At 48.1% G+C, this 13,902-nt stretch carries 12 protein-coding genes; 1 reads left to right on the top strand and 11 read right to left on the bottom strand.

Annotated features, from left to right (window positions below; all coding sequences use genetic code 11):
* From NF543_RS23735 to NF543_RS23705, 7 genes are all read right to left on the bottom strand, one after another.
* Entirely contained in the window at positions 1-1,515 is a 1,515-nt protein-coding gene (locus NF543_RS23735; protein WP_257670719.1) for a sulfatase family protein, read from the bottom strand.
* 27 nt (positions 1,516-1,542) lie between these two features.
* Positions 1,543-2,904 carry a glucoamylase family protein gene (locus NF543_RS23730; RefSeq protein WP_257670718.1) on the bottom strand — a complete coding sequence of 454 codons (1,362 nt, stop codon included), beginning with the start codon at positions 2,902-2,904 and terminating at the stop codon, positions 1,543-1,545.
* 24 nt (positions 2,905-2,928) lie between these two features.
* Positions 2,929-3,918: a metallophosphoesterase gene (locus NF543_RS23725; protein WP_257670717.1), complete on the bottom strand. Its 990-nt coding sequence runs from the start codon at positions 3,916-3,918 to the stop codon at positions 2,929-2,931.
* A gap of 263 nt (positions 3,919-4,181) precedes the next feature.
* The gene (locus NF543_RS23720) at positions 4,182-5,069 is read right to left on the bottom strand and encodes a LamG-like jellyroll fold domain-containing protein (RefSeq protein ID WP_257670716.1); all 888 of its coding nucleotides are present in this window, start codon (positions 5,067-5,069) and stop codon (positions 4,182-4,184) included.
* 20 nt (positions 5,070-5,089) lie between these two features.
* Positions 5,090-6,628, bottom strand: coding sequence for a RagB/SusD family nutrient uptake outer membrane protein (locus tag NF543_RS23715; RefSeq protein ID WP_257670715.1), 1,539 nt, complete (start codon positions 6,626-6,628; stop codon positions 5,090-5,092).
* Positions 6,629-6,652: 24 nt separating this feature from the next.
* The gene (locus NF543_RS23710; protein WP_257670714.1) at positions 6,653-9,679 is read right to left on the bottom strand and encodes a SusC/RagA family TonB-linked outer membrane protein; all 3,027 of its coding nucleotides are present in this window, start codon (positions 9,677-9,679) and stop codon (positions 6,653-6,655) included.
* 501 nt (positions 9,680-10,180) lie between these two features.
* Positions 10,181-10,729 carry a RagB/SusD family nutrient uptake outer membrane protein gene (locus NF543_RS23705; RefSeq protein ID WP_257670713.1) on the bottom strand — a complete coding sequence of 183 codons (549 nt, stop codon included), beginning with the start codon at positions 10,727-10,729 and terminating at the stop codon, positions 10,181-10,183.
* Positions 10,730-10,860: 131 nt separating this feature from the next.
* On the opposite strand from NF543_RS23705, the gene NF543_RS23700 reads away from it, so the two are divergent.
* The gene (locus tag NF543_RS23700) at positions 10,861-11,994 is read left to right on the top strand and encodes a TlpA disulfide reductase family protein (RefSeq protein ID WP_257670712.1); all 1,134 of its coding nucleotides are present in this window, start codon (positions 10,861-10,863) and stop codon (positions 11,992-11,994) included.
* 103 nt (positions 11,995-12,097) lie between these two features.
* Here NF543_RS23700 and NF543_RS23695 read toward each other — a convergent pair whose 3' ends face one another.
* The 4 genes from NF543_RS23695 to NF543_RS23680 all read right to left on the bottom strand — a co-directional run bounded on the left by NF543_RS23695 (position 12,098) and on the right by NF543_RS23680 (position 13,427).
* Positions 12,098-12,265 (bottom strand): hypothetical protein, encoded by a 168-nt coding sequence (locus NF543_RS23695; protein ID WP_257670711.1) that lies wholly within the window; start codon positions 12,263-12,265, stop codon positions 12,098-12,100.
* The gene (locus NF543_RS23690) at positions 12,246-12,479 is read right to left on the bottom strand and encodes a hypothetical protein (protein WP_257670710.1); all 234 of its coding nucleotides are present in this window, start codon (positions 12,477-12,479) and stop codon (positions 12,246-12,248) included. The genes NF543_RS23695 and NF543_RS23690 overlap by 20 nt, the downstream gene beginning before the upstream one ends.
* Positions 12,480-12,570: 91 nt before the next feature.
* Entirely contained in the window at positions 12,571-13,029 is a 459-nt protein-coding gene (locus tag NF543_RS23685) for a DUF5675 family protein (RefSeq protein WP_257670709.1), read from the bottom strand.
* 14 nt (positions 13,030-13,043) lie between these two features.
* On the bottom strand, positions 13,044-13,427 hold the full coding sequence (locus tag NF543_RS23680; RefSeq protein WP_257957568.1) for a fibronectin type III domain-containing protein: 384 nt from the start codon (positions 13,425-13,427) through the stop codon (positions 13,044-13,046).
* Between the last annotated feature and the right edge of the window lie 475 nt (positions 13,428-13,902).

Raw genomic sequence — 13,902 nt, 5'->3', positions numbered from 1 at the left:
TTAGTATGTCCCTCGGTAAAGGTGGTCTATTCGTTTCTGATAAATTTTCTTCAAGGGGATTTGCATACCATCGGTCTCGTCCAGCCAATCCCACAATTCCTTCTTGAGCTGGCCCGCGATTTTCTGCATATTGGGATCCTTGATGAGGTTGTTCATTTCTTCGGAATCATTTTCGAGGTCGTACAATTCATTGGTATCCCATAGCCCTTGGTTGAAAATGTATTTATAGCGATCTGATCGAACACTGAAGATCGTCGGCGTTTGCGGAAAGGCCCATTCCCAGTAGTATTCATAGAAAATCCTTTCCCGCCAGTTGGCCACGGGCTTTCCTTGCAACAACGAGAGGAATGATTCCCCCTGCATTTGTTGTGGTTTTTCGATGCCCGTGAGCTCAAGGATGGTGGGGGCGATGTCCACATTCATCACCATCTCCGGGATTTGGGTCTGCGGTTTAATCAACTTGGGATTCCATGCTAACAGTGGCACCCGGATGGATGCTTCATACGCGTTGCGTTTATCGATGAGCCCATGTTCGCCGAAAAGGAAGCCATTGTCGCCCATATAGATGACCAAGGTGTTTTCGGCTAAGCCATTTTTCTCCAGCCAAGCCATGACATTCCCGATGCTTTCGTCTACACTGAGCAGCGTTTCGTTGTACTGCCTGTAAAAATTTTCAAAGGAAATCTGTCCATCATACATATAATCCACGCCATGCCAGCTGTAACGTTGTTTGCGCACCCATTCCGGAATACCGTCCAGGTTGACCGGGTCGTCATATTCGGTTTCGATGCCCACGCGTTTACTGCTGTCCGTAGCCGTGAGGTACATGGAGGGCGGACACATGATGGGCATATCGTCATATTGCCCCCGATGCCGTTCTGCTGGTTGAAATTCGGAATGCACCCCTTTGTGCGATAGGTATACGAAGAAAGGCTGCTCGTCATCCAAGGAACTCAACCACTCCAGGGCATAATCTGTAAGCAGGTCTGTGGTATAGCTGCCTTCGGGCTGTTTCACTTCCTTGCCATTGATGTTAAACGTGGGCGAATAGTAGACCCCTTGCCCACGGAAGCTCACCCATTCATCAAAACCCGGCTGTACGCCACTGCCTTCGTTGCCCATGTGCCATTTGCCGAAGAAGCCCGTTTTATACCCTTTTTCCTGCATATATTGCGGAAAGAAGGTAAGTCCCTCCGGTAGGGGTGCATTGTTATCTACTATGGTATGGGTATGGGCATATTGCCCGGTGAGTATAGATGCCCGGCTAGGCGAGCATAATGACGTGGTAACGAAGGCATTTTGCAAGTGTGCCCCCTCCCTAGCCATACGGTCCATATGCGGGGTCTCCAAGCCCGGCACCTTGTCCATGAACCCCATGAAATCATAGCGATGATCATCACTGAGGATGAAGACTACGTTATAGGGTTTTTGACTGGGCTGGCTTAAGGCCGACCAGTAGGAGCCACAAACCAGTATCGTTAAAAGTATTCGTTTCAGATGGTCTGTTGCATTCATGGTTTCTTGTGTTTTTATGGTTCTTAATTATAACGGATGTTGTGTGCTTTCAAATCCTAGTTTTTTCAATCCTACTTTGATTTCCGGCGCTTTCATAAAAAGATTCCAAAGCAGACCACTACGGTGGTTTTCAATCATGACAGGGATAGGCCCCTGATCAATGGCCAAATAGCGCTGCGGGTACCAGTCCTCCGTTTCGCTGTAAGCATCATAAAAGCCATATTTACCCCACACCTTGTCGCCCAACTCCTCATAAAGATAGCGGATCATCTGCATGCTGTATTCAGGCGTATAGGGAAATGATGACAGTGCTGCGGTGGGGGATATGACCCCTAGGTCATTGTCTGGATTGTGGGCATCATAACCTTTGAGCGAATAGCTGGCGGTGAGCCCCCAGCCATTTTCGCCATATCCTTTGTATCCTTTAGGATTTTCGATGCAATAGTCGTGGTGGATAAGGGCATGGTTGGTGTTCACCTGCCAGTAATCGGCATATTGGTCTTTCAGGCCACGGGGATCTAAGCCTAGGTAAGAATAGTGGGACCAAAACAAAGGTCCTACGCCGTCATTCGGCGCATTGTGTTTCAAGATTAGTGGATGGCCATACTTTACGGCGGAGGATACGATTGCCCCTCCACGAGCCCAACCTTCATGATATACCTCAGCGGGTACGCCATGGGTGGGCGATGAAGCCGCCAGCACATAGGTAATCAGGCATTCATCATAGCCCTGGATGGGGTGGTTGGCCGCCCAACCTTGTGTGGGGCTCCAATGCCAATACAATACGTTTTGGCCGTTTTGACGATAATGGTTCCAATTGATACCTTTCCAAAGGGAGTTGGATTTGCTTGCCAATCGTTGTTCTTCTTCATTGCCTTCCTTGAAATATTCCCGCACGCAGATTAGGGCTTGCGCCATAAACGCCGTTTCCACCAAATCACCGCCATCATCTTTGTTGCTGAATGCTTTGGCTTTGCCTGTAGGCCCATGCAGCCAATGCGGCCATGCCCCCTCATAGCGGTCTGCTTTAGCCAAATAATCGGCAATGTGTGTCAGCCGGTCTACCCCTTCTTGCCGGGAAATAAATCCTCGCTCGATACCAACAAGGATACCCATCACGCCGAAACCACTCCCCCCAAGGGTCACCACATCCTGATCATTCTGTGGATATTCTCCGTCTATATGTATGCGTTCGCGAGCCATGCCAGAGGTAGGTTCTGCACCATCCCAGAAATATTGGAAGGTTTGGCGCTGGACGAGCGTGAGCAGGGAATCGTCGTCCATCTTTTGCCCTTTCTGCTTTTGTTCACTTACGGATTGATTAGTACATGACACCAAACTACCAACTGCCACCGCTACGATCAATATTTGCAAATATGTTTTAATCATATGTATTGTTTTTTATTGAGTTACTTAATAGCCCGTACCTAAATGCAAGTGTTTAATTCGGAAATTATGCTCCTCATCTTGCCTGTACTCATTGATATACGGGGAATAGGTTTTCACATCCAGCTCTTGCGAGTCGACAGCCAAGGACAATACTCGCAACCAGCCATTACCGCCTTTCTCAGAACCGCGCACCCCTTCCTGATAATTAGCAAGAAATTGGTATACCGGATATCCCGCTTCGTTCATGCTGACCAATGTGCCTACCCCACTATTTAAGACATGGCCCGAAAACACAAAACGTATGTTTGGATGTTTTTTCACCAATTTTTCCCAGATCTGCTCCCCGTCATTGACTGCATTCGCCCCTGTATCTTTACCTATGCCATATGCCTGAGCTCGCCAACTGTCTCCATGACCTTGGCGTGTACTATCCGAATACATGTAGCAATGTGTATTGAGGATGATCAACCTATCCTTATGGTTGGCAACCAATTCATTCGCCCAGTCCAAAACCGATTCCCGAGGTCCAAACTCGAGCGAAAGCACCATCAATTTAAGATTACCCGACTCAAGAAGGTAATAGGCGTTATCAAGCTTGTCCTTTTCAAAAACACCGCCAAAAGCGGGCAGAGTCGACATGGTGTCCAATGGGAAAAACGTATTGAACAGGGTTGTATTTCTTACATCTGCAAATTTGCCGGGCTCACTGCCCATATCATGGTTGCCCACAGCCAGTACATAAGGTACTTTACCGTCAAGGCGCCTGAATGCCTGTCGAACCGTTGCCCATTCCGCTTCGCTGTTGTTCTGGGTAAGGTCCCCTTGTTGGATGACCACGGCAATGCGATTGGCTTCTTTCTCGATCCAGTCGATTTGCGCATCCAAAATTTCGGGATATTTTTCGGCATACGTTTGCGTGTCCGGCAACAGTATAATCGTCAACTCTTCCGACTTCGGTTGACATGCGGCGAACGCTATGCCTATTAAAACGTATGTATATATTATCCTGATCATTTTCTGATTAGCTAAATTCATGAACTATTGTTTGGTCTATTGCCAAATAGGGTCTGCCAACCAAGCATGATGCAAGGAAATGCATCTTTGAAATCGTAAGTACCCCATTGCTTGTCCTCAGTTTATAATAGAAAAAACGCAAGGCCTCCATAGATTGTTTTGGTGTGAACGGAAAAGAAGATAAAGCTACGGTAGTTGCAATAACATTTAGCTTACTTCGATAAAAACACACCGCCTTTTAAAAAAAGCGGTGTGTTAATAAATCACTGATTAGCCAGCCCTAATCGGTATAAGGAACCGGCAATTGCTGTAGGCATAAAGACATTGTATATCCTCAGCTCGTCTATTTTACCGGTCATTCCTGCAAAAGAAACATCGCCATTCACTTCCATTCCCGGAATCACATTATAATTACCGCCGATGATCAACTCACTCGGCTCATAGGCATTGAACAGGTTATTGCCAACACCTCTATTGTTAAACCCACCGATGCTTACGCCATTTGCAATAATATTAAATGTGCCGGCAGTTCCATTATAAGTCAATACAAGGTGTACCCAATTGTCTGGGCCGATCGTAGGCGACAATGCATTGTTCACGTTATCCTGACGGCTACCACCAATCGTGCTGAAGTAGGGTTGAATGGTCAGAAAATCAATGTTTGAAGCCGGCCTATTCTGCGTTTGTAGAATGATATCAATGTTGCCATTCAACAGTCCGGGTCTAGCCAATTGGAATAATTGGGTTTTTGTCGCATCGTTGTTGGATATCTGAATCCACTGGCTTATGGTAAAACTTTTTAAATTATCCGTTCTAAAGGCATCAAACTGGTTGGCAAAGTAAAGATAGCCTTCTGATAATTCCAACGCCTTTCCTTTAAATCCAGCATCCACAATGGTTGCTCCGGCTGTTGAAGTAGGCGCTACCCCGCTTATTTGCTCATTATTGTTTTCATTAAAACTGAAATAAGCGATTAAGTTATCCGGGTATATTTCATCTGTACTGCGGAACCCATCAATAGTGCCTTCATAATCCTTGGGATCTACGTCCGGCAGGTTATGCGGATTACCATCCTTTTTGCAGGACGACCAGGTTGTCACCGCTAAGACAAGCCCCAGCATGCCGTATCTTTTATAATTTGGAAATTTCATCTTTCTGTTGTTTATGCTGATTAATTGTAACCAGGGTTTTGAGTCAATACACCATTACTTAAATCAATTTGTACCTGTGGGATGGGCAATAGGTTGTCGCGACTTGCGGTGAAGTTTACTTTTCCTGCTGCATCCATGGCTTGTTGCGATATCCCCCAGCGTACGATATCGAAGAAACGCTCATGCTCCATCGCCAATTCTATTCTTCGTTCCTGCTGAATGGCAAGACGCAGTTCCGCCTGATCTGTAGTGGTCACATCCGGCAAAATTGAATCATCTCCAGCCCGTGCTCTTGCACGTACACTATTCAATGCAGCTAATGCTGCGTTTGCTTCACCTCCAACCTCATTAGCAGCTTCCGCATACATCAATACCACATCAGCATACCGCAGAATACGCACATTCATCCACCGTCCGCCACGATTGTTAATTGCGGCGATAAAAGAAGGATGTGCCAGCACCTTTTGATTGTATTTTGGATTTGGCAAGCCCGTAGGTGTCAAATCCCCATAAATGGTGTAACCAGGCACATCCGCAGTACTGGTATATAAAATCGTTCGTTCCCTACGCGGGTCATTTGGCTCATAAGCGGCTTCCAGCTGGGCACTCGGCATATTCCATCCCCAGCCCCTGTTCCATTCACCCGTACCCCTGACACCTTGTATGCTGGCATATTGAACACCATTGTCCTGAGGCACTGCCGCACTTGCTGTGGCCTGTATCTCAAAAACAGATTCCCTGCTGTTTTCACCACTTTCGCCAAAAATTCGACTGTACGGGGTAGATAGATCATATTCGCCGGAACCCATTACCATTTGTGCGGTTGACATCGCCATTCCCCATTTTTGCTGGGTTAGATACACTTTGGCAAGTATCCCGTTTGCAGCCCCACTTGTTATACGCCCAACAAATTCCGAGGGCCAGTTTGGTGGTAAGTTTGCAGCAGCAAATTGAAGATCACTTTCAATGAACGCATAAATCTCTTCAGGTGAGCTTTGCGGAACATTTGTTTCATCAACAGCTAATATCTTATCAATCTTAGGCACCCTTCCGAAGGCCCGCACCAAAACGAAATAAGAGTAAGCACGCAGAAATCGGGCTTCGGCTTCCGACTGCACCTTAATTTCCGGCGTTGCAATAATATTGGTATTGTTAGCGATATGATCAAGAACAATATTACAATTGTTGATCATCGTATAATACGCAACCCATAGTCCATTCGCCCGTCCACTACTTGGTAATACCGGAAAGTTGTCCATGGAAATCACATCTGCCCCACCATCGGCTGGCGTACTTCCCTTATCGGCATCATCACTTCTGATGCTGGCCATGACCATAAAAGCATCTGAAACATAGTGGTAATTTCTCAGCGTGTTATACGCACTGAATAAAAACTCGTCATAAGGACCGCCACCCTCGGGATAAGGATAGTTATCCGCGGTATATTCACCCTGCCTTTCCGTGTCAAGGAATTTCTCACAACCTGCATTCACTGAAATAAGCACCATGGCAGATAAGGCCAGGCCGATATTTCTTCTTTGGTTATTCAATATTTTCATTTTATGTTAGTTTAAATAATGCAATTAAAAAGTAACATTTAAACCCAATGTATAAATAGCCGGTACCGGATAAACACCGTTATCGGCACCTCCACCCAAAATATCTCCTATTTGCGCTTCCGGAGTGTAACCGGTGACCTGGCTCCAAGTTTTGATATTCTGACCATTTATAAACACCCTCATTTGCTTAATGCCAACCCTGCTCAATGTGTTTGCGCCGAATGTATAACCTAACTGCACATTCCGCAGACGGAAATAATCCCCCGGCTCCAAGTAGTGCGTGCTAAACAAGAAGTTGTTTCCACGCGTGTTGTCCAAGATCGGTTCCACATTCGTGCTTCCTGGGGCCGTCCAAGCGTTCAGCCTATTGCTTTCATAATTTAAAACAGCAAACGTCCTGGTACGGCGTTGGGTATAGATCATGTTGCCTGCCACACCCTGGCCTTCGATAAGCGCATCAAAGCCTTTATAACCCAATGAGAGGCTCAACCCAAAACTATATGGCGGGAAAGGCGTACCCAAATATGTCCTGTCCGCCGGCGTAATGGTGCCATCACCGTCTGTATCCTCATAAGCGATATCACCCGGCAAGGAGTTGGCAAATGTGGGCATTCTGGTTAGATCCGCGGGGGTTTGGTAAATGCCTGTCTGCGTATAACCATAAAAATAGCCGATGGAATAACCCGAGTTGGTCAAGTTGACGCCACCGTTTCCGGTGATCTGGAACTCCGAGTTATTGCCAAGGGATTCTACTTTGTTTTCGTTGTAACTGAAATTGCCGGATAGCTTATACGTGAAATCATTGCCAATCCGATCACCCCATCCAAGGTTTATCTCAATTCCTCTATTGGTTATTTCTCCAAGATTTGTAAAGTAAGGCTTTCCCCCATCACGCAAAGGAAAACTGGTCAGAATTCCATCTGTTGTTTTATCGTACAAATTGATTTCGGCATTAAAGCGGTTATTGAATGCCCGCAAGTCTAAACCAACATCCGTGCCTTGTACGACTTCAAAGCGCAGGTTAGGATCAGGAATGTATTCATTCCCAACAGCGGTATAAACATTGTCGCCAAAAACTGCCGTGGCTGCATTTGAAAGGCCTTGCTGATAGAGATTTGGGTCAACTCCGTTTGAATTGCCCAGGCGGCCCCATGAGGCACGCAGCTTCAAATAATCAATCCCCTTAATATGATCGATAAAGAAATCTTCGGCACTTGCCACCCATCCCAATCCAACGCTTCCGAAAGTCCCCCACCTGTTTTCAGGCGCAAACCGCGAGCTTCCATCCCTACGGACGGTACCGTTGAAAAGATACTTGTCTTGATATCCATAGCTCACTCTAGCAAAACCACCTGCATTGGATTCGAGGGAACCTTCACCTCCATTGTTCAATATATTATTAACGTTGACAACGCCTAAGTACCATAAATCCGGGTTATTTGGAACGTTTAATGTACTATCCTGACGGGAACCACTCACATTTGAGTCACCCCAGCGCAAAGTCGTAAATCCCACCATGGCATTCAGCCGATGTCCACCGTCGAATGTTTTATCATAATTCAGCGTATGATCTTGCTGATACCGATAACTTGCAGATTGGCTCTGGTTTACACTGGTCCTTGCATTCGTGTCGAAGAATTCTTCATTGGGATTGCCATTTTCGCCGACATTAATAAAGGTGAATGGAAGTGGAGTATAGCCCCTACTATGGTTGAAGCCGTAGCCTGCATATACGGTGGAGCGCAAGGTAAAGTTGGTCAGGAAATTTACTTCCGCAAAGACACTACCGTTAAACCGGAAATTTTTATTTATCGATGTCTCTTTCAAACGGTTTAATGTGGCAACCGGGTTTCCAACCTGCGCCCGCTGGAAAGAAGGCATACTGTAATACGTGGTGGCGTCTTCTTGCACAGGCACAATGGGTGCTGCCCACAAGGCGTTGTTTAAGCCCGATTGGAAAGGATTTGTCGATTGGGAAGGATTTGCTATTGCATGGAATCCAGTAATATCACCGCCCACCTTGAAATTGTCCGTTACCCTGATCTCCTGGTTGAGCCGTAAAATATACTTTTGATAGCTATTATATTTCAGCACACCATCCTGGTTGTTATAACTGAAACTAATGAGGGTTGTGCTCTTTTCCCCACTCGTAGAGAGGCTAAGGCTATTTGTATTGATGACCGCATCCCGCATGACGAGATCCTGCCAGTTTGTATTGCCCGTGTAATTGGTGAAATCGAAAGGGTCAGCATTCAGATTTGCTAACTGTGCGGAATACAATTTCTTAAACCCCTCGGCATCCGTCACATCAATTTTGTTGGGAACCGTCTGAATACCTACATTGCTGACGAAATTGACACGTGTCTGACCCCTGTCGGCACGTTTTGTGGTGATGGCGATCACACCATTGGCACCCCTTAATCCGTAAATAGCGGAGGACGATGCATCACGCAACAGATCAACGGACTCGATGTCGGCCGGATTTAAATAGTCGATGTTATCTTGCAGCAATCCATCCACTACAAATAGCGGATTGGCACTTTTGGTACTGCTGATCCCCCGTATCCGAATGACAGGGCTTGTACCTGCCCTGCCGCCATTGACGACGGTAAGTCCCGCAACTTTTCCTTGCAAAGAAGCCAAGGGGCTAAGTGCAGGCTGCCGGGATATTTCTTCCCCGCTCACGCTTGCTATGGCGCCGGTGAGGTCGCGCTTTCTTTGCGTACCATAGCCCACCACCACTACTTCATCTAATTCGGAGCTTTCGGGCTCCAGCGCTACATCGATGATCGCTCGATTGTTGATGGAAATTTCCTGAGACGCATAGCCGATGTAGCGGAATACCAACACATCGGTACCAGCCGCATTGATCGAATAACGTCCATCCTCGCCCGACTGCACCGCAACCGTGCTTCCCTGTACCGCAATGGTGACACCTTCAATTCCTTCATAGGTGGTGGCGTCTGTCACGCTTCCGCTTACCGTTCGCTGCTGGCCGTAAACAAGTACGGAACACAGAAAAAATAAGCAACATGTAAATAGTTTTCTCATCTGATCTTGAATTGGTTAATTAATTTAATATAGTCTACTTTTTTCGGGAATACCCGACCTCAATTGGTTGACATTTAAATGTTCCTACAAAATTGTGATGTATATCGTTGAAACGCGAATTAATCGCCTATACATTGCTACATCGTTTCAAAAAAAATTGCTCAATCGGGAAATTAATGAATAGTAAAAGTCTGATTTATAAAAACATATGCATGTAGCCAATTACTACATGATTGCTTTGATAGTGTGCAAGATACACTCGTACCTATGAGAGGTGATGATGTAGTGGATCAGCTCATCGTTGTGCTCAAGTGGTTAATACAAGGAGCTCCAACCGGAGATTATAACACCCATAGCAATGCGAAAACAAAAAAGAAAATCTCATTAGGTGTTAGGCATTAAGAAATGAGCGAGCGCTAATAACAAACGCTCGCCCGATTAATTGTTTAAATAGAGGTCATAAATAATCAGGGTTCTGCTCAAGCACCCCGGGTTCATATGTTATTGTTGCATGTGTTCCCTTAGCTGGGGCAAAATGTCCAATTGTTCGAGCGGATACGGCAGGAAACGATGCTCATTCGGATTGTAGTTGCGGCCTTCGTAGTTCAGTTCTTCTGTACGGTCATGGCGCACCAAATCATAAAAACGGGTGCCCCACTCCATCCCGAATTCGGCAAATTTCTCGTCCAGTACGTCATCGAGGATGACCCCGCTGATCGGATCCAGGTTTGCCCTGCCCCTCACTTCGTTGACCGCTTCGTCTGCCGACATCACTGCGCTCGTAGCCCCGCTGACCAGCGCTTCGGCATGCATGAGCAGCACTTCCGAATAACGTATAATGCTAAAGTTGTTGTTTGTGCCGTACACGGTGCGGCCGGGAGTCAGCTGCGTGGTGGGCAGGTAGTGTTTGCCGCTAAGGAAGTGGTATCGGACGCTATTATGGAATACGTCATTATCCGGTGTCCGATTGCTTACCCAGTCCGGCAGTTCGGCATAGTTCGGATCCGATTGGATGGCCGCTATACCAGCCGGGGTAAACAGCACCGACACATTGGAGCGGATGATTGAACTATTGCTTTAATAAGCTGAACAATAAAGAGGCTCTAAGTATTTTTCGTAGCTTTGACATGTGATAGTAGTACGTTAGTACTTTTTTAGGAAAAGAAAAAATAGTAGCATACATGAAAACAAAAACATTTGCACTAACGATCGCCTTATTCCTCGGATCATCCGCGGTTTGGGCCCAGCAGGAGCCTTTCAAAATCAAAGGCAAGGTAGGGAAATTGCAGGCTCCCGCAATGGTCTATCTCACTTACCAGACCGATGGCGAAACCCTGCGGGATTCCGTAGCGCTGAAAAATGGGGCTTTCCGGTTTAGCGGAAAAGCCAAACATGCCACCTTCGCGTCACTTGGTCTGAGCCACGATGGGGCCGGGCTGCAGGGGACACGGGATTACTTGCCTGTGTACTTACACAAGGGCACGATCAAGGTGAACGGGACCGACTCGGTGAAGAGTGCCAAGATCACGGGCTCGCCGATCAACGCGGATAACCAACGCCTACAGACCCTCTTGGAACCCGTTGCCGAAAAGCAACGTGCCATGAGTGCGCTGTACCGCAATACACCCGAGGAAGAACGGAAAAGCGAAGTGTTCCAGAAAGACTATGGTGCAAAATATTCGGCCATACAGGAAGAGCAAAAAGACGTGTTGCTATCTTTCATCAAAGCCAACCCGAAAAGCCCGATCAGTTTATCGGCGCTGCAACAGTATGGCGGATCTCTGCCCGATCTGGTGGTTGTGGAGCCGCTGTTTGCTTCGCTTTCCGAACAGGTAAGAAACAGCGAAACCGGTAAAGCGTATGCGAAACAGCTCGAAGGGATTAGGCTTACGGAAATCGGGAAACTGGCGCCTATGTTTACGCAAAACGACCCCGATGGCCAGCCGGTGTCGCTCGCGGATTTCAAGGGCAAATACGTGCTGATTGATTTCTGGGCAAGCTGGTGCGGCCCCTGCCGGGCAGAAAATCCCCATGTGGTGGCGGCTTACGAAAGCTACAAGGATAAGGGATTCACGATATTGGGCGTATCGCTTGATCAGCCGAGCGGCCGCGACGCATGGCTCAAAGCAATAGCTGATGATAAGCTGACCTGGACGCAAGTGTCTGACCTGAAAGGCTGGAGCAATGAGGCTGCTGCAATGTATGCGGTGCGGTCTATCCCTCAGAACTTTCTGGTAGACTCGCAAGGGGTGATCGTTGCCAAGAACCTGCGCGGTGATGCGTTGACTGAAAAGCTGGCCGAACTGCTGGATTAAGTCACTTGAAGTATAGCGTCCTAAGCGATGTGTTTTGCAAAAGGAGGCGGCCCGATTTTTTCAGGCCGCCTCCTTTTCATGCGCATCCTTGGCTTTTCCGCTGCTATCTTCGCCGCTGCCAACGTTGCAGCAGCAACGATACGGCAAAGCTCACCACCGCACCGATGGCGGCCAGCAAGGCGGTTTTCAGCACATCGTGCATGCCCAACTGGCCTACGATGCTCAGCGCGGTGCCGCCCGTGGTGCCGATGCTAAGTTGCAGGGTTTTCATCGTCTCCCTCCCTTTGTGTGATGCCGCTTTCCACGGCCTCCAGCACACCAAGTGCCAGGGCTACGTACTTGGCCACCGTCACCACCTTGGGCGGCAGTTTCAACGGCGCAGCGATGATAAACTGGCTCACTACGGCCAACCCCTCCTTGATTTTTTCGTATAATGTCGGTTTACCCACTGTGGGTGCGCCGACGGATTTGTTGTTTTTTTTCATTTTTTTCATTTTTTGCTCTGCGCTTTTTGCTGTTCGCTTCTTACCTTTTTAGAACTGCGAATCAGCGAATGGCGAATCAGCGAACTGCAGCCTAACCAACCCTATTCTCCACGACAAGACGATCATTCCCCTTCTGAATCTCCTCCACCAGCAGCGGATATACATACTTGTACGCCGCGGCTGAATGGATCACCTGATAATCGCCGTCCAACAGCTGCCAGTACGATCCCGTGAGCGGGCATCCCGCCGTTTGGGTATGGTAGTTGCCGATGTGGAAGAACACCAACTGATAGTTGGGGATTTCCGTGACCTCGACCATGCCCCGGTGCAGTTTTGGGTATTTCGGCGCATATTTAGTGTTCATGCCTGCCCAGTGGTTGAGCGATAGCCGATATTCCCCTTCCGGGATACAGGTGAGCCCTTGGATCTTTTCCTTGCGGATGCTGTCTTCCAAGAGGTAGCAGCGGAATAAGCTGCCGATATAGAGGTGGCTGAGGGTACTGTTCTTCCCCCCAGCCACGCGAACCATTTTGATGATTGCGTTTTCCATGGTTTGCTGCCTGTTTACTCCGTCGATCCCGATACCGGTTCCGACCAATCACCCGTACCATACCCATTCATCGCGCGTACGCGTACCCAGTAGGTGACCACGCTCTGCAGCCCTGCGATGATGTTAGACTTTGACCGGGTGGTGGCATGGATGGTATCGCCCCAGATAATCTCGCCCTGCTCATCGCGCTGGTTGCTTACCTGGTACCCGTACTGCCAGGTATGGCGCACTTTGGCGATATCCAGCACCAGCTGCCCTTTCTGCGGGCCACGCCGTACGCGTACCCACAGGGGTATTTCAGGTGCCGTGTTGCTCTTCGGCGGCGGCACCAGCATAAAGCCCGAGCTCACCAGCTTGTTGGCATCGCCGTCGGCCGTGAAATTCACGTACGATGCCAACCGTTTCATCTGCTGCAGCAGCGCCAGCCGGGCGATGTCCTTGGCCGTGGTGGCAAACCTACCACCCGTCTCGGCGGCTGCCTCGTGCTTGGTGCGGTAATCGTTCACATGGTTGCCGTAATCTTCCAGCGTCGGTACCGGATCGGGGAAGTTTCCATTCCCCGTCATGTCCGTCAACGTCTTGCCCGCCAGTGTCGCCAATGGGGCGTCACCCAGGGGTGTGTAACTTGTATAGATTCTTGGTGTATACATTGTTTTTTGTTTTTAGTGTTTCCCGATATCGCTGCGCTCATCGGGACCCTACTTCGTTTCGTTTGCTGTTTGTTTTTTACTTTTCTGTACTTTTTCACTTCCGGCTTTCGGATTTTCCGACTTCCGGGCTTTCGGACTTACTGACGCCTTCCTACATCGTTGCCTCCTTTCGTTTTATTTCCATGCCCCAAAACTGGGCAACCGCATCCGGGCAAACAAAAAA

Source organism: Parapedobacter tibetensis (assembly GCF_024704835.1).
Lineage (GTDB): Bacteria > Bacteroidota > Bacteroidia > Sphingobacteriales > Sphingobacteriaceae > Parapedobacter > Parapedobacter tibetensis.
This window is presented reverse-complemented; position numbering and strand designations above follow the sequence as displayed.